15 protein-coding genes and 1 tRNA gene are annotated in these 15,718 nt (G+C 40.3%); 9 read left to right on the top strand and 7 right to left on the bottom strand.

Annotation, left to right across the window (positions count from 1 at the left end; all coding sequences use genetic code 11):
• Positions 1 to 68: 68 nt before the first annotated feature.
• Positions 69 to 536 carry a copper resistance protein NlpE gene (locus tag OCV73_RS00815; RefSeq protein WP_147548398.1) on the top strand — a complete coding sequence of 156 codons (468 nt, stop codon included), beginning with the start codon at positions 69 to 71 and terminating at the stop codon, positions 534 to 536.
• A gap of 131 nt (positions 537 to 667) precedes the next feature.
• Here OCV73_RS00815 and mltG read toward each other — a convergent pair whose 3' ends face one another.
• Positions 668 to 1,714: an endolytic transglycosylase MltG gene (gene mltG, locus OCV73_RS00810; protein ID WP_147548397.1), complete on the bottom strand. Its 1,047-nt coding sequence runs from the start codon at positions 1,712 to 1,714 to the stop codon at positions 668 to 670.
• Between the two features lie 154 nt (positions 1,715 to 1,868).
• On the opposite strand from mltG, the gene OCV73_RS00805 reads away from it, so the two are divergent.
• The 3 genes from OCV73_RS00805 to OCV73_RS00795 all read left to right on the top strand — a co-directional run bounded on the left by OCV73_RS00805 (position 1,869) and on the right by OCV73_RS00795 (position 5,014).
• A tRNA-Ser gene (locus tag OCV73_RS00805) sits at positions 1,869 to 1,955 on the top strand.
• A gap of 202 nt (positions 1,956 to 2,157) precedes the next feature.
• Positions 2,158 to 3,396: an MFS transporter gene (locus OCV73_RS00800; RefSeq protein WP_262512832.1), complete on the top strand. Its 1,239-nt coding sequence runs from the start codon at positions 2,158 to 2,160 to the stop codon at positions 3,394 to 3,396.
• A gap of 322 nt (positions 3,397 to 3,718) precedes the next feature.
• Positions 3,719 to 5,014 carry a porin gene (locus tag OCV73_RS00795; RefSeq protein WP_147548396.1) on the top strand — a complete coding sequence of 432 codons (1,296 nt, stop codon included), beginning with the start codon at positions 3,719 to 3,721 and terminating at the stop codon, positions 5,012 to 5,014.
• Between the two features lie 17 nt (positions 5,015 to 5,031).
• Here the strand turns inward: OCV73_RS00795 and OCV73_RS00790 are convergent, their stop codons facing one another.
• Complete coding sequence (locus OCV73_RS00790) at positions 5,032 to 6,810, bottom strand: glycoside hydrolase family 9 protein (protein WP_147548395.1); 1,779 nt, start codon at positions 6,808 to 6,810, stop codon at positions 5,032 to 5,034.
• A 93-nt stretch (positions 6,811 to 6,903) separates the two neighbouring features.
• Here OCV73_RS00790 and OCV73_RS00785 point away from each other — a divergent pair, with 93 nt between their 5' ends.
• Both OCV73_RS00785 and OCV73_RS00780 read left to right on the top strand, forming a co-directional pair.
• Positions 6,904 to 8,085 (top strand): MalY/PatB family protein, encoded by a 1,182-nt coding sequence (locus OCV73_RS00785; RefSeq protein ID WP_147548394.1) that lies wholly within the window; start codon positions 6,904 to 6,906, stop codon positions 8,083 to 8,085.
• Positions 8,086 to 8,207: 122 nt separating this feature from the next.
• A complete protein-coding gene (locus OCV73_RS00780; protein WP_147548393.1) occupies positions 8,208 to 8,444 on the top strand; it encodes a putative signal transducing protein in 237 nt (78 codons plus the stop codon).
• Positions 8,445 to 8,456: 12 nt separating this feature from the next.
• Here the strand turns inward: OCV73_RS00780 and OCV73_RS00775 are convergent, their stop codons facing one another.
• Positions 8,457 to 9,080: a hypothetical protein gene (locus OCV73_RS00775; RefSeq protein WP_147548392.1), complete on the bottom strand. Its 624-nt coding sequence runs from the start codon at positions 9,078 to 9,080 to the stop codon at positions 8,457 to 8,459.
• Positions 9,081 to 9,394: 314 nt separating this feature from the next.
• On the opposite strand from OCV73_RS00775, the gene OCV73_RS00770 reads away from it, so the two are divergent.
• The gene (locus OCV73_RS00770; protein WP_147548391.1) at positions 9,395 to 10,396 is read left to right on the top strand and encodes a malate dehydrogenase; all 1,002 of its coding nucleotides are present in this window, start codon (positions 9,395 to 9,397) and stop codon (positions 10,394 to 10,396) included.
• Positions 10,397 to 10,508: 112 nt separating this feature from the next.
• Here the strand turns inward: OCV73_RS00770 and OCV73_RS00765 are convergent, their stop codons facing one another.
• From OCV73_RS00765 to OCV73_RS00755, 3 genes are all read right to left on the bottom strand, one after another.
• Positions 10,509 to 10,724: a (4Fe-4S)-binding protein gene (locus OCV73_RS00765; protein ID WP_147548390.1), complete on the bottom strand. Its 216-nt coding sequence runs from the start codon at positions 10,722 to 10,724 to the stop codon at positions 10,509 to 10,511.
• A 6-nt stretch (positions 10,725 to 10,730) separates the two neighbouring features.
• Positions 10,731 to 11,030 (bottom strand): GNAT family N-acetyltransferase, encoded by a 300-nt coding sequence (locus OCV73_RS00760; protein WP_147548389.1) that lies wholly within the window; start codon positions 11,028 to 11,030, stop codon positions 10,731 to 10,733.
• A gap of 103 nt (positions 11,031 to 11,133) precedes the next feature.
• Entirely contained in the window at positions 11,134 to 12,096 is a 963-nt protein-coding gene (locus OCV73_RS00755) for a hypothetical protein (protein WP_147548388.1), read from the bottom strand.
• 636 nt (positions 12,097 to 12,732) lie between these two features.
• Here OCV73_RS00755 and OCV73_RS00750 point away from each other — a divergent pair.
• Complete coding sequence (locus OCV73_RS00750; protein ID WP_147548387.1) at positions 12,733 to 14,130, top strand: MFS transporter; 1,398 nt, start codon at positions 12,733 to 12,735, stop codon at positions 14,128 to 14,130.
• Positions 14,131 to 14,217: 87 nt separating this feature from the next.
• The gene (locus tag OCV73_RS00745; RefSeq protein ID WP_147548386.1) at positions 14,218 to 14,715 is read left to right on the top strand and encodes a YbhB/YbcL family Raf kinase inhibitor-like protein; all 498 of its coding nucleotides are present in this window, start codon (positions 14,218 to 14,220) and stop codon (positions 14,713 to 14,715) included.
• A 20-nt stretch (positions 14,716 to 14,735) separates the two neighbouring features.
• Here the strand turns inward: OCV73_RS00745 and OCV73_RS00740 are convergent, their stop codons facing one another.
• Positions 14,736 to 15,659 carry a hydrogen peroxide-inducible genes activator gene (locus OCV73_RS00740; RefSeq protein WP_147548385.1) on the bottom strand — a complete coding sequence of 308 codons (924 nt, stop codon included), beginning with the start codon at positions 15,657 to 15,659 and terminating at the stop codon, positions 14,736 to 14,738.
• Between the last annotated feature and the right edge of the window lie 59 nt (positions 15,660 to 15,718).

The following is a 15,718-nucleotide window of genomic DNA, read 5'->3' as shown; positions in this document are numbered from 1 at the left end:
GGACGGGTAATTAAACAAATCAGGAATGAATGTTGTTTTTAAAATAAACTTCTAAAGAATTGAATGAAATGAAAAAATTGAAAGGTTTGTGGATGCTGCCCCTGATATTGTTTGTTTTTGCAAGTTGCGGCAATACGAAAAGCAGTAAAGGAGATGAAATGAAAGCGGATTCGATCGCTGCCGATTCGTTGTCGGAAATCAATTATATAGGTGTGTATGAAGGTACTTTACCTGCTGCCGACGGTCCCGGTATTATGACGACGTTGGTAGTTAATCCCGATTCTACATTTACTCTTACATCGGTATATATAGATAAAAAAGACGGTAAATTCGTAGAAGCCGGCTATTATTCCGTGTCGGATAGTATTATGACACTGGGTTTGAAGAATGGAAGTAAAACATATTATCAGATTGAAGAAGGCCGCGTGCGTATGTTGGATCAGAATATGAAACCTATCACGGGTGAATTAGAAAATAATTATGTTTTGGAACAGATAACAATTGCAGTAGATACGACAGCGAAAGTTAAAAAATAAGGCTATCTTTATTTATGGCAGAGGGACAGATCACTCTAACGGATCTGTCCCTCTGTGGTTTTTATCCGTATCGGTTCTATCTTGTTTATTAATGGAAAATCATTTCTCTTGTGACGGGTTCGGAAGAAGTATCACTTATAGATATTTCTTTTAGCCAGAGCCTTGTGATACCGGACAGCATTTCGCTGATGTTCTGGTAAAGTAGTGGCAAAATTATGATAACCCGAAAAATCTTCTTTTGCGCACATATATAAATAATTGTGCTGCTTATGATTTAAGACAGCGTCGAGTCCTGTCTTAGAGGCAAAGCGTATAGGTCCCGGAGGCAGTCCGTTTACATAATAAGTGTTGTATGGTGATGGGGTCATCGTGTGCTCTTTTAGAATACGGCGTAATCCGAAGTCTTGTAAAGCGAATTTGACGGTGGGATCGGCTTGTAGTTTCATCCTTTGTTTCAACCGGTTAATATATAATCCGGCGACATCCTCCATTTCGTCTTTTTTATTCGTTTCTTCTTCTACAATCGATGCAATCACGGCAGTTTCTACAGGTGTCAGTCCTATGGATCTGGCTTTTTGGGTACGTTCTTGATTCCAGTAACGATCGTAAGCTTGTTTCATTTTTTCTATGAATTTATTAGGAGTTACTGTCCAGTAGAATTCATACGTGTCGGGAATAAACAAAGCCGGAATAGTTTCGGATGTAAAACCGTAACTGTTGCATATAGAGTCGTTGTTAAGCATTGTAAGTAGCTCATCTTTAGATATATGCAAAGATTTGCTTACCCGGTCGGCAAATTGTTCTTTGGTCCTTATATTGTTAAAAGTAAATCGTACAGGAGTTTGCGAGCCTCGGGATAATTTTGATGCGGCCTTGTATACGCTCATTCCTCCCGAAAGTTTATAGGCTCCGGTTCTCTCTGTGCTGTCGAATCCGAGAACAGAGGCAAGAGTTATTATTTTTTTGGCATTATTTTCTCCGGTTTGGATAGAGAGTGCCTCTGTCAGTTGTGACGTCGTAGTTTGAGGAGTTATATATACCATGAACGATTCTGGCACGGCGGACAAAAAGAAAAAGGTAATACCTGTCCATCCTGTTATTCCTAGCAACATGACAACAATAATGATAATTATGATGCCCCTGCTTTTTCCCGTATGTCGAGAATTTTGTTTATTCATTTGTAAATCAGCAGTAAGGTTCTTGATTGCTCTTACCGGGAACAAAAGTAGTGAATATTTCGCAGATAAAATACCAAAAAAATATTTGCAAGTTCAAATTTTCGACTTATCTTTGCACCGCGTTTAGGACGAATCATTGATTCAGCAACCCTATGGAAAGATGGGTGAGTGGCTGAAACCAACAGTTTGCTAAACTGTCGTACTCGTAAGGGTACCGGGGGTTCGAATCCCCCTCTTTCCGCCGATTTCCCAAGAGAAACGTATGAACCCTGCAAGTTTTACTTGCAGGGTTTTATTAATATAATTACTTTATCTGATTTTAATACGGTCGATTACTTTTTTATTTTTCTCATGAGCGGTTGGTTCGGTATATAGATGCCGGAGATGTTAGAAATACATTAAATATAATCGTTATAATTTTGAAAGATCCCTAAATTCCCGCAATGAATACTTTTATAAAGTCTGCCCGCGTTCTGTCCGACGGCCAACTGCCAAAATCCGGTACGATATATCCGGTTTTGTTCATGATCAGTATTTCTCATTTGTTAAATGACATGATGCAGTCTTTAATTCCGGCCGTATATCCTCTCCTGAAGGAAAAATTCGGGTTTACTTTTGCTCAGATAGGTATAATCACTCTGGTTTTTCAGATGACTTCTTCTATCTTGCAACCTTTCATAGGCCGGTTGGCCGATCGTCGCCCGAAGCCCTATTCGCTGGCTATAGGGATGTGTTTTACTCTGGTCGGGTTGCTTACGCTTTCCGTGGCTTCCGGTTTTGTTCCCATACTGGTAGCGGTGGGCTTGATCGGCTGGGGATCCTCCGTATTTCATCCCGAATCTTCACGGGTTGCTCAGTGTGCTTCGGGCGGCCGGAAAGGATTAGCCCAGTCTATATTTCAGGTAGGCGGTAATGCAGGTAGTGCAGTAGGGCCTCTTTTGGCTGCGCTTATTATAATTCCTTTCGGACAGAGTGCTATCGGCTGGTTTGCACTGGTCGCCGTATTGGCTGTTCTCATCCTTGTAAAAATAGGAAACTGGTATAAACGGCAGCTGATCCTTGCAACGGGTAAATCGGCAGTTTCATCGGAGGCGGTACACGGATTAACCAGGAGAAAGATACATACGGCATTGTTTATTCTGGCGGTACTGGTATTCTCGAAATATTTCTATCTTGCTTGTATGAGCAATTATTTTACTTTTTTCCTGATAGATAAGTTCGGTATATCGGTACAAAGTTCTCAATACTGCCTTTTCGCCTTTCTGGCTGCATCGGCAGTGGGTACTGTCGTGGGCGGTCCTCTGGGAGATCGTTTTGGGCGAAAATATGTGATATGGGGTTCTATTTTAGGTGCGGCACCTTTTACTTTGATGCTTCCCTATACAAATCTGGTTTGTACTATTTTGCTGGCTATTATTATAGGCCTTATCATTTCATCGGCTTTTTCTGCTATTCTGGTATATGCAACCGACCTGATGCCGGGAAAGGTCGGAATGATTGCAGGTGTTTTTTTCGGACTTATGTTCGGCTTGGGAGGAATAGGTTCTGCTTTTTTCGGGTGGCTGGCCGACAGGACGAGTATCGAATTTATTTTTCAGATCAGTACCCTCCTGCCTTTATTGGGAATAATCACAGGTCTTTTACCCAATATTGAAAGTAAAAGAGAAGTATTAAATAAATGATGATCGAAATAGAGGCGAATGTAATAGTGTTATTTAACGTTAAGCCAAAAGCCGGACGAATGAGTGACTGTCAGGATGCGTCGGTTGGAACAAACGGTTTTATTTTTGCGGAGTGATTTTTTATGATGTATTTTGCGGAATAGATGATTAAATTTTCGGGGGATGATAATGTCCTCGTCAAAATAAAGCTATATTTGTATGGATCAGTATGCACAAATTAATTCGATTATTGTTTGCAGTAATGTAATCGTTTTGAAATAATAATTTCAGTTTTGGTTATTTATCTTTGCATACTACAAATTATGGATTTAATTTAAATAATATGAAAATACTTCTCCGCTTTTTAACGGCACTATTATTTTTTATAGGAACTATTGTGCAGGCGAATGCTGTTGAACCTGCTCGTTCACGTCTTGATTCCCTTATTACTTCTTTATCGGGGGATGACGACGAGGAATTGACCGAGATACTTCGTAATATGCCGAATATAGAGGTAGGTAGAGGAATTTCATTTAAACCGAAAAACGAGAGCTATAAACTTACTATGCGTTTTCGTATGCAGAACATGGTGGGAGTAGAGCTGAATAAAGATTTTACTGCTACCGAGACCGAAGCGCGTGTAAAACGTCTGCGTTTACGCTTTGACGGTTACATATATTCTCCTAAGCTTACTTATTCTATTCAGTTGGGTTTTACCCCTTATGATGCGAAAGTATTGCCGAACGGGAATATGAATATCGTTCGGGATGCCATGGTATATTATGTTCCGTCGGCCGTTTGGAATGTTGGATTCGGACAGACGAAGATCAAAGCCAACAGGGCCCGTACCAATTCTTCCAGTGCCTTACAGTTTGTTGACCGTTCTATCGTAAATTCCGAATTTAATCTCGACAGGGATTTCGGTTTTTTCGGAGAGTTTAATAAACATTTGTTCGGTCATTTCGACTTGGCGGCCCGTGCCTCGGTTACATTGGGGGAAGGACGGAACTGGAGTTCTTCCAAAGGTAGCGGTCTGGCTTATACAGGACGTCTGGAACTTTTCCCTCTGGGACGTTTTAAAGGTCTGGGAGACGTGCAGGAAGGTGATTTTGCACGGGAAGAAAAACCGAAGATACTTTTTGCGGGAGCTTATAGTTTTAATGACAGGGCTTTGCGTGTTCAGGGACAGAATGGCGCTATGTTGACAGGCGGCCGAACGCGCAGTCTGTCTTCTTATTTTGCCGATTTTATCTTTAAATACCAAGGATTTGCTTTTTATACCGACTTTATGGGACGTTCGTGCGATACGCCAGTTCTTTATATTCCTTCTCCCGACGAGGTAGAGCCGGGAGAACCTGAATTTATATATAAAGGAAACGGTGTGAACGTACAAACCAGTTATCTTTTTCGCTCTAATTGGGAAATAGCTTTACGCAATTCAACTTTGTTACCAGACGAATCTGTACAATCATTGGTCGGATATGAATATTTCAATCAGTCTACCATAGGTGTTACCAAATATCTCATCGGTCATACATTGAAAATACAGGCCGATGCCTCTTACAATTATAAGAAAATGGCAGCCGATCCTGACTATAACCGTTGGGAATTCCGGTTTCAGGTAGAGTTAGGATTCTGACCGTTTTTCCGGGCAACTTATTTACGTGGTTGCGATAAATACCCCAGATAAATGCATAGGGCAGCCGTTCCGTCCATGGTAGGTTCATTTGTCGAATAATCGGCCATATCATCGTGATATACTATATAATCCGATTGGAAAGAAGAATAGGTATCTTCGTTATTCAGTTTGACTCCCCGGAGACTGTTGAATATGGACGTATATACAGGACCGTCTACGATGCCTCCCGTTGGTATCATACCTTCGGGTATTAAAGCCGAATGAGTGAAACGAGGGGTATCGCCATGCCCCGGGAACCCTACGATCATACTTTTTCCCCATGGATTGCAACCGAATATCCAGTTAAGCAGGTCGCATTCCATTTCGTAAAAATCGGTGTTTCCGGTAAGAGTCCGGTAGAGAAGGCATTGTGTAAGCGCTGCGGTTATCAGGTTGTTGGAACACCAGATAAAAGGTATGCCTACGCCGAACGTTTTACCATAAGGGGCGCTTTCACTTTTTTCTTTTATCCTTTGTAACCCGGAACGTATATTACGTATAAATTCCTCTCTTATATCGCCGTTGTCATGTACCGCCAGTTGAAAGTGTCCTATATTCAGGAACGGATACCATTGGTAATGACGGGCCGAATCGGCACCCATCCAAGGGGTAACGGGTTCCATGCGGCCATAATATACGGCAGCATCCCGATATCGTTTTTCCTGTGTAACGGCATAGAGTTGTGCGGCGGCCAGTTCCATATCGTCGCACCAGTTATCTTCGTCATACAGGTAGGGAGCCCGGCAGGGTGCCGTCTGACATACGCCTGGAGACGCGACGCCTGCTTCGAAAGCATTACGGGCTTTTTTCAGAAGATATCTTGAAAAATCGGGGGCGTATGGTTCCATTACATCTGCTCCCAGTGAGAAAGCAGAGGCATATTTGCCGACAGTGGATGCCAGTCCCGTGGTTCGGTTCTGATACTGCATAAGTCCCTGTTTTTTACCGGTGCAGAAATATACCGGACGTCCTTTTCCGGCTCCCCACCCGTAGTCGATGCTGTCGTTTTGCGGAAGTTTGAACTGGGTATGGTCCCTGTCATCTGCTATTTGGTTAAAAAAAGTACTGTCGTCAGGATTCATTTTTATTAACCATTCCAATCCCCACCTGGCCTCGTCCAAAATATCCGGAATCCCGTTTTTTCCGGGTGTTCCGTTTGCCTGATATTCGTCTCCGAAAGCATCGGGAAACAGCTGATATGCCAGAAGCATTTGATAAGTTGCGTTTGCCGAGGTCGTGACATACTGCAAGTAATCTGAAGCGTCGTGCCATCCGCCCCGTACATCTATATGTTCTCCGGTGCGTGTAGGATGATATATGATAAATCCGTCGTGCTGATGACAAGAATCTTTTAGGAATGGATTGTAGCCGCATCGCTGTTGCCGCATATATTGTAAGGGAATATCCGCTGCTCCTGCATATATATCGTTTCCTATAGAAAAAGAGGGTGATGATATGTTGCCGATTTGTATATGGTATCTTCCAGCCTTTTTTAAAGATGAAAAATCTATACGTCCCGCAAAAAGAGGAGATCTTTTTTGCTTTTCAGTATTAAAAATCCCTGTATATATAATTTTTTCGTTTTGCTCGTCAATAATATGGAAACGGTTCTCTTTCGCCGGCTCCCGGGATATCCATACCGCATTTTTGGGGCTGTGGGTGAGATATCCGATTTGATTAACCCGTATTTGGTTCTCGGCAAGACAGTAAATGCTGTAAAATAGAATAAAGAATAAAACAAAAGTAATCTTTTTCATAGTATGTCTGTTAGATAATTCCGGTTGCAAATATAACAAAATATAGGCTGTTTTTCCGAAAAATAATTATCTTAGCTTAAAAATAACTTGACTATGAATATTATATATAATTTCGACGAACAGATCGATCGTCATCACACGGGAGCTTTAAAAACGGATGTCCTGCAGGAACGTTATGGCCGTACCGATTTGTTGCCATTGTGGGTAGCTGATATGGATTTCGCAACACCTTCTTTCATTCTGGATGCTATGCGGAAAAGGTTACGTCACCCCATATTGGGATACACGGTTACCGAAGATGGCTATTGGGAGTCGATAATCGATTGGATGGAATATAGACATGGCTGGAAAGTAGAGCGGGACTGGTTGTCTTATGTACCTGGTATCGTGACAGGAATAGGTATGGTTTTGCAGGTATTCAGTGAAGACGGTGATAAAGTGATTATTCAGAGTCCCGTTTATCATCCGTTTCGGTTGGTCCCTGAAATGAACGGACGGGAAGTTGTCCGTAATCCTTTGATAAATCAGGGTGACCATTATGAAATGGATTTTGAAAAGCTGGAAAGTGTAATTGACGAACGTTGCAAGATACTGATTTTATGTAATCCGCATAATCCGGGAGGGAGAGTCTGGAACCAGGATGAACTGGTGCGTTTAGCCGATATTTGTGCCCGTCATCATATTCTGGTCATATCGGATGAAATACATTCCGATATGGCGTTGTTCGGCCATAAACATATTCCGTTTGCTTCCGTTTCGGAAATGGCCGCGCAAAACAGTATTACATTTGCAGCTCCCACCAAAACATTCAATATGGCAGGGATTATAAGCTCATTCTCTATTATTGAGAATGAGGATATTCGCAGTAAGTTTTACGGATGGATGTCGGCTAATGAATTTAATGCCCCTTCGATATTCGCGTTAGTTGCTACCCAGTCTGCTTATAAGGAAGGACATGCATGGCTGGAACAGATGCTTTCTTATGTGGAACAGAACATTCTTTTCGTAGAACGATATTTGCACGATTATATTCCCCGTATTAAGATGATGAGGCCTCAGGCTTCGTTTCTGGTGTGGCTTGATTGCAGGGAACTGAATCTACCCGAAGACGGTTTATCTGCTTTTTTTGTGGATAAAGTTCGTTTGGCGTTAAATAATGGTGTTATGTTCGGTCCCCAGGGAAAGGGATATATGCGTATGAACGTAGGTACTCCGCGCGTTAACCTGGAGGTGGCGATGGAACGGTTGAGAAATGCCGTAGACTCTATAGGATAAGTATTATTATTAATGTGTTATAAATATTTTTTAAGGATTAATTGTTAAACAAAAATAGTAATCTGTTGGGAATTACCATTTAGTTTTTATATATTTGTGTAAATCATTAATACCATACGATTATGAAAGAAGATAAAATTGTCGTTTACAAAAAGTACGCTTCGGCAGTGGACGCTAATATTGAGAAAGGAGTACTTGAAACTAACGGTGTTCCATGTTTTCTTTCCAATGAGAATATTTCTAATTTATTACCCATGACCGATATTCCCACTTGGCAGGTAAGTTTAAGTCTTTTTGAGAAGGATGTAGAACTGGCAGACAGAATCCTTAACAGCAAACCGGTTGAACCGTTGAAATAAATGTATAGATAATCATTTCGCAAGTGCTGGAGGCAATAGAGGGATGATTTCTCGTTCTGCAATATCCCGCCTTATGATCCTGTAATGGGGTTTATAATTAAGTTCGAACAGCCGGCTATGGTGTCCTATATAGTCTCCGGAATCGAGGTTGTTGATAATTTCTTTTTTGTCTTGCTCATAATCGGGCAGGTAGTTATATTTTTTCGATATTATCGTTTCTATTTGTTCCCATTCTTTTTTCCATTCCGGTATTTCCGGTTGTTTGAGCCCTTCCATACTACGGATAAAACAATCGAAAAATTTGTCATAAGATATATAACCACTTTGAATCACAGATAAATTTATGCGGTAAAAATTACCCTGATATCCGGTAAGTTCCAATAGAGGGCTTTCATCGGAAGTCATGGCAGCCAGTTCTTTTCGGAGATAATTTCCGGCTATTGCAGTATCTGGTAAAAGATGCCCGGGACCAAATTTGTCCTGAAAGAAATTCTTATATATATCTTTGAGCGTGGAATGCGGATATATATGTAGCTGGTTTTCTACAGCTTTTTCTATAGTTACAGAAAAAATATCCTGGCAGTATCCGCAGGTCATGGAATATAAGAAAAGAGCGAGAGAAAGATATAATTTCATAATTGATATAATCTTGTGTTTATAGTGGAGCAAAGGTATATTTTTTCGGCAATTGCTGGAAATGTATTGTATCCGGTTTTTATTTACATAAATATATTGTTGTCGTTTACGAAAGGAGAAAATTAAACAGGTTTGTATTTACAAAAAGGCATGAGACCGGATCCTCTGGCTTTACAATGGGTAATAGGCTGGGGATTGTTATAACTTATAGATATATCGGAGAACAATTTTATATAAATAGGTTATCAAAATATGACTTATTTTTGTTATACGAGAAAACGGCAAGGATTATTTATTTACTAAAAAATATGATTATGGGATTCCTGACAAATGAGAAATTAACTATTGTAGGTGCAGCCGGAATGATAGGTTCCAATATGGCACAAACCGCTTTGATGATGAAACTTACGCCTAATGTATGCCTTTACGACCCATATGGCCCGGCTCTGGAAGGAGTGGCCGAAGAATTGTTGCAATGTGGGTTTGAGAATGTGAACATAACTTACTCTACGGATATAAAAGAAGCACTTACGGGAGCCGGATATATTGTATCGTCCGGTGGAGCCGCCCGAAAAGCAGGGATGACAAGAGAAGATTTGCTGAAAGGAAATGCACAGATAGCAGAACAGTTTGGGAAAGATATTCGTTTATATTGTCCTGAAGTAAAACATGTAGTAGTCGTATTTAATCCGGCGGATATTACAGGTCTTATTACCTTGCTTTATTCGGGATTGAAACCGGCACAGGTTTCAACTCTCGCAGCTTTGGACAGCACCCGGTTGCAGAATGAACTGGTAAAGTATTTTCGTGTTCCGGCTTCTGAAATAAAGAATTGCCGTACTTATGGCGGGCATGGAGAACAAATGGCCGTATTTGCCTCTACTACGGATGTGAACGGAGTAGCTCTGGACAAATTGATCGGTAGTGATAAGTTGTCTGAAAAAGACTGGAATGACTTAAAACAACGGGTTATCCAGGGAGGCAAACATATTATCGATTTGCGAGGACGTTCTTCTTTTCAGAGTCCTGCTTATCTTTCTATCGAAATGATTGCGGCAGCTATGGGAGGAACACCGTTCCGCTGGCCTGCCGGAGTGTATGTATCATCAGGAAAATTTAATCATATTATGATGGCCATGGAGACCTCTATTACGAAAGATGGAGTACATTACCGGGAAGTAGAAGGCACATTGCAAGAAGAAAAAGAGTTGGAAAACAGTTATAACCATTTGTGTAAATTGAGGGATGAAGTGATAGCGATGGGTATAATTCCACCGATTGATAAATGGCATGATCTGAACCCCAATATTAAATAAAGGTTTAAAATTTATTTTGGGCTGAAAATCCATTCACGGTTATATCTTTCCATCGTACAATGGGAGATATAACCGTGAATATTTTGGGAAAGGGGATGAGCCCCTGGTAATTTTATTTCAGTAATTTGTAGCTTAATGCACCTGAGGGACATTTTTTGATTTGTCCGATTAACTGTTCGGTCGTCGCATTATCCATTTTTATCCACGGTCTTTCGCGGGGATTATAGACTTGTGGCAATGTTTTTACACATATACCCGTATGCTTGCATAACGATGGTTTCCAGAGAATCGTTATTTCCTCGTTTGTATATTCAATAATATCTTTCATTTTGATTTAATCTATCTTAATCCCTCTCATAACGATGCGCTTCCATTCGGGATGCTTTTGTATATAACCGGCTACGAAAGGACAGAGTGGAACCAGCCGCAATCCTTGCTTTTCGATGTTTTCCAGCACTTGTTTTACCAGTTCGCTGCCTATACCGCGACCTCCTAGTTGATCGGGAACTTCGGTATGGGTAAGATATATTTCTCCGTTATTGTTTTTTATGTATTCTATTTTCGGGGTGAAACCTTCTATATGAAATTCATATTGTTTTTTATCTTTATTATCGGTTAATTTGTAAGCTTCCATGTTTTTATATTTAAATCGTTTATTTTGTTTTTGTAAAACAATTAACTTATCGATACTGTTTATGCCGAATTCTTTTTAATTTGGTTTGTAGAGACTATTGTAATTATAGGTTCTCGACCAGTTTTCTTTGTTCTTTGAAGAATTCGATACGCTGTATTTCTCCGCTTTGGGAAATAAGAATAGAATATTTTTTCAAAGATTGTATCCATTCTTTCAGCTTGCCGAATATCATATCGTCTTTACTTGTGATCGAATTTATAGAGAATACTCTTATCATGCTTAAATGAAAGTCGGTACTTTTTACATAGCTGTAAGTCGCCTCAAAATTTGTGTTGGCGATATATAGCTGTATTTCTTTTCCCGTGGAGAATTGTCCTGTCGTAGCAATGTGTTCCGCTTCGTTCAACAATTGTAAAAAATCTTTCTTCAGAGCCCGGACGCTTTCTTCCGATATGAGATGAATACTGGAAAAATATTTTATATCGTTAATCAGATGCCGGAATATTTCTCTGTCCCATATATAATAAGATTTATGAAGTAATTGGGACATTTCTACAAAATCTTTCTGGCATTGTAATAATTTAGGAGAAAGTTCGAAATCTTCGTAGCGTTTGCAGAAATTTACTTTTTCGTGTTGGTATATCCATTTAAACAGATGGAATTTCGAAAGTTCGTAATATCGGAAATAGAGAGTTTGTGGAATAATATTGGATGAAGCTCCTAATTCCGAAGCCGGGTCATTTATCAGCAAAGAGAAAATCTCGACGTGTTTGTTGATAATAGCATAATAAGTTTCTGATGGATTTTCAGAACTGACCATGTTCAAATTGAAAAATGCGTTCGTATTGATATATGAACCTGCTATTTTGTCAATCGAAATACCCATGGCGTGGGAGATAGTGATGGCTTCACTTAAAGTGAACGGGACTTCACCGCGCAACCTTCGGTAAGTTGCTTCTTTTCCCAAGTGTAAAATATCCATCAAAGTGTTGGCTAAATTTGTTTTTTCCTGTGTTTTTTCTTTAATGGCATTGATAAGTTCAGAGTTTAGTATTTGATTTATCATGTTTAAGCATTATTATTGGATGTTTTCTATAAAACGAAAATTCGATTTGGTTTGTTTCGAATTCCGAAACAAATCTGATTCGTAAGATTTGTTTTTTCATTTTTAGATTCCTAAGGAGGATAATATAGTGTAATTAGAAACCGACAGATAGCAAAATACATACAATACGTCACAAATAATTGATTATCAATGTATAAATTTGTAATGTATAAAAAGATGAGTAATCTTGAATGGCTAATCTATGAAAAACGCCTTATTTCTTAACGGAAATAAAAACGTTTTATGCCTTTTGTAAATGTTCCCGGCAATCTCGCTACTGTTCTTTAAAATGTATTGCCGGGAACATTTTAATTATTTAAGCCCGTATTTCTTCGGTGAATATATTCCAAAGTTTGTGAGCTATATTATAATCATATATGAAAATAATTTTAATAATAAGAACAAAAATAGCAATTAGTTAAGAAATAACAAGGTTAACCGTCATTAAATACTCTGTAATATCTATTAAAAGAAAATCTAAAATTCTATACATAATTCTGTACTTGTTATTTATTAAATATAAAAGATAGTAATTTCGTTAAAAAGGATAATCACGGCTTTATCAGATTGAGTACTTTTGTTCCATAAAAAATACAGATGACAGTTGAGGTAATGACGTGTGAGAAAAAGGCTGACGGCCTTCCTATGCCCCGAAGGATATGGGCGGTTCTGGCAATTTCTATTACTCTTATGATGTCGGTTCTTGATGCCAGTATTGCCAACGTGGTTCTTCCTACTTTTTCAAAGGATTTCGGAACGACTCCATCCCTTACGATCTGGATCATGAACGCTTACCTGTTAGCGTTGATTGTTTCTTTACTGTCTTTTTCTTCCTTAGGAGATATTTATGGCTATCGTAGGGTATATCTTTCGGGGGTAGGGCTTTTTTGTATTACTTCTCTCGTTTGTGCTCTTTCCGATTCATTTTGGATGTTGGTAGGAGCCCGGGCTCTTCAAGGATTGGGTGCTGCTGCTATCACGGGAGTGAATGCCGCCCAGTTAAGAACTATTTATCCGGCAAAATATTTAGGACGCGGGCTCGCCATTAATGCTATGGTCGTTGCCGTTTCTGCTGTAGCTGGGCCTACTGTCGCCGGAGCTGTCCTTGCCATTGCCGATTGGCACTGGTTGTTTGCCATGAATTTACCGATGGGTGCCGCGGCTCTTATTATGGGAGCATTGTTCTTGCCGAAACGGGAGATGCGCAGAGACCGTAGATTCGATAAGAAAGCGGCAGTCGCCAATGCTTTGACTTTCGGCTTGCTTATCTATTCGATAGAGGGATTTGCCCATCATGAAAGTCCGTGGTTACTGGCTATTTTATTGATGTTGCTTGTTGTTGTCGCTACGTGGTATATCCGGGATCAGCTTCATAAAGAGAATCCTTTGCTGCCGGTTGATCTTATGAAAATACCTATCTTTTCTTTATCGGTAGTTACCTCTGTTTGTTCGTTTACGGCTCAAATGCTTGCTTTGATATCTCTCCCTTTTTTCTTTCAGGATTCTCTTGGCAGAAATGAAATAGAGACGGGGCTTCTTATTACTCCGTGGCCGGTCGCGATACTTTTTGCTGCTCCGGCCGCCGGTTATCTGGTAGAGCGTATCCACGCAGGACTTTTGGGAGGAATAGGAATGTTTATATTGGCAACAGGCCTGTATTTATTATATGCACTTTCCGAAGCGCCTTCCAATATGGATATAATATGGCGCATGGCAGTATGCGGTGTGGGGTTCGGTTTGTTTCAGACTCCGAACAACAGTACAATTATTTCTTCTGCACCCCCTTCCCGTAGCGGAGGAGCCAGCGGTATGCTGGGTACGGCACGCCTGCTTGGTCAGACATTAGGTGCTTCCCTTGTAGCGATATTGTTCAGTTATATACCTCATGCGCAGAGTACACGGGTTTGTTTACTGGCAGCACTTTTTTTCTCTGTGATAGCAGGAGTCGTTAGCTGCTTGCGACTTTCCCGGCGCATGCCCCTTAAAAGGGATTAAAAGATCCTTTAAACTCGTATTGACGTATTGGATAAACCTTAAAATGAATCTGCTTGTTTTAATCTTATAAATTAAATAAGATATGGAATGAACGGAGAAAGTAATTTTACATTAACAAGTCCGGATGTAAAGGGACAGGTAAGGAGAATCCAGGTGTTTAATAGTGAAGAGTGTGGTGGCGGAAATATTTCACCTCATTTAATCTGGTCGGATGCACCGAAGGGAACAAAGAGTTTTGCTTTGACTCTTTACGATAAAGATGCACCTACGGGTAGCGGATGGTGGCATTGGGTGGTTTTTAATATTCCGTCGTCGGTTACGGAGCTTGCCGGCAATGCGGGTGATCCTTTATCGGGATTGATGCCCGGAGGTGCAGTTCAGAGCCTGAACGATTTCGGCCTTCATGGTTATAGCGGACCTTGTCCTCCCGTGGGGGACGGTATTCATGAATATATGATAACCCTATATGCTTTACGTACAGAACATTTGGACCTGTGTGAAAACAGTAATCCTGCAAAGGTAGGGTTCCAGATTAATGAGCATCTCCTGCAAAAAACTTCCTTGGTGATGTACTACCAACGATAGTTATTCGTGCGGACGGATAATTATAATTTGATTGAGAATTTTTTCAAATGTTCGTTCAGCATCGGTTCGGGAATGATCTTTTTGATCGTGTCGGCAACGGCGTTTATTATACGTTCTTTAATATAGTCGTTACGTATGATAATGGAAATTTCCCTTACCGCAGGCGGTGAAGAAATTTCCCGGATGTTTTTCTTTTGTTCCGGTGAAAGAAGCGGCAGGTGGAGTTCGGGAATAACGGTATACCCGCCGTTGTTGTCCACTATCTTTATTAAAGTATCTATACTGCCCGCCTCATAAGTCATATTATGGGTAGAGGCTTTGTCACAGAAGTTGAATATCTGTTTCCGGAAACAATGTCCTTCCTGTAATACCCAAAGATGCTCCAAGGGCATATTCTGCGCGTTTAGCTGGATATCCTTTTGAGGCTCGTCGGGAGAGTAATAGGCGACGAAACGTTCGTAATATAACGGAATTTCAAGGAAATCGGGTTGCTCTATAGGGGTAGAGACAATAGCCATATCCAATAGAGAACTCCGTAAATTGTAAATGATATTGTTCGTTTTCATTTCCGATATGGACAGCGTTACAGCAGGGAAGTCTTTCCGGAATGCAGAGATAAAAGGCGGTATGAGATAGGGGGCTATGGTGGGGATGATTCCTATACGTATGTTACCCGAAATAAGTTCTTTTTCCGAATGTACCATTTCTTGTATCCGGCGGATTTCATGTAAAGCAGTTTCGGCCTGCCGGATTATTCTCATTCCCATTTCGGTAGGTTCCACCGGATGTTTATTCCGGTCGAATATTTTTACGTTGAGCTCATCCTCCATTTTTTGTATCATGGTGCTTAAAGTCGGTTGAGTGACTCGGCATTCTTCTGCGGCTTTTACAAAATGGCGGTAACGGTTTACTGCCACGATGTATTCAAATTGTTGTATGGTCATATAGTATTTATTTTATCAATACAAATATAAAAAATATCTATTTGATTTATATAAAACGG

Origin of the sequence: Barnesiella propionica (assembly GCF_025567045.1) — a bacterium.
Classification (GTDB): Bacteria; Bacteroidota; Bacteroidia; order Bacteroidales; family Barnesiellaceae; genus Barnesiella_B; species Barnesiella_B propionica.
The sequence above is the reverse complement of the archived record's forward strand: the minus strand, read 5'-3'. Positions and strand labels throughout refer to the sequence as shown.

Excerpts from the sequence above, each read along its gene's own strand:
- OCV73_RS00815 (WP_147548398.1), top strand. The coding sequence starts at position 69 with ATGAAAAAATTGAAAGGTTTGTGGATGCTGCCCCTGATATTGTTTGTT.
- mltG (WP_147548397.1), bottom strand. The coding sequence starts at position 1,714 with ATGAATAAACAAAATTCTCGACATACGGGAAAAAGCAGGGGCATCATA.
- OCV73_RS00800 (WP_262512832.1), top strand. The coding sequence starts at position 2,158 with ATGAATACTTTTATAAAGTCTGCCCGCGTTCTGTCCGACGGCCAACTG.
- OCV73_RS00795 (WP_147548396.1), top strand. The coding sequence starts at position 3,719 with ATGAAAATACTTCTCCGCTTTTTAACGGCACTATTATTTTTTATAGGA.
- OCV73_RS00790 (WP_147548395.1), bottom strand. The coding sequence starts at position 6,810 with ATGAAAAAGATTACTTTTGTTTTATTCTTTATTCTATTTTACAGCATT.
- OCV73_RS00785 (WP_147548394.1), top strand. The coding sequence starts at position 6,904 with ATGAATATTATATATAATTTCGACGAACAGATCGATCGTCATCACACG.
- OCV73_RS00780 (WP_147548393.1), top strand. The coding sequence starts at position 8,208 with ATGAAAGAAGATAAAATTGTCGTTTACAAAAAGTACGCTTCGGCAGTG.
- OCV73_RS00775 (WP_147548392.1), bottom strand. The coding sequence starts at position 9,080 with ATGAAATTATATCTTTCTCTCGCTCTTTTCTTATATTCCATGACCTGC.
- OCV73_RS00770 (WP_147548391.1), top strand. The coding sequence starts at position 9,395 with ATGGGATTCCTGACAAATGAGAAATTAACTATTGTAGGTGCAGCCGGA.
- OCV73_RS00765 (WP_147548390.1), bottom strand. The coding sequence starts at position 10,724 with ATGAAAGATATTATTGAATATACAAACGAGGAAATAACGATTCTCTGG.
- OCV73_RS00760 (WP_147548389.1), bottom strand. The coding sequence starts at position 11,030 with ATGGAAGCTTACAAATTAACCGATAATAAAGATAAAAAACAATATGAA.
- OCV73_RS00755 (WP_147548388.1), bottom strand. The coding sequence starts at position 12,096 with ATGATAAATCAAATACTAAACTCTGAACTTATCAATGCCATTAAAGAA.
- OCV73_RS00750 (WP_147548387.1), top strand. The coding sequence starts at position 12,733 with ATGACAGTTGAGGTAATGACGTGTGAGAAAAAGGCTGACGGCCTTCCT.
- OCV73_RS00745 (WP_147548386.1), top strand. The coding sequence starts at position 14,218 with ATGAACGGAGAAAGTAATTTTACATTAACAAGTCCGGATGTAAAGGGA.
- OCV73_RS00740 (WP_147548385.1), bottom strand. The coding sequence starts at position 15,659 with ATGACCATACAACAATTTGAATACATCGTGGCAGTAAACCGTTACCGC.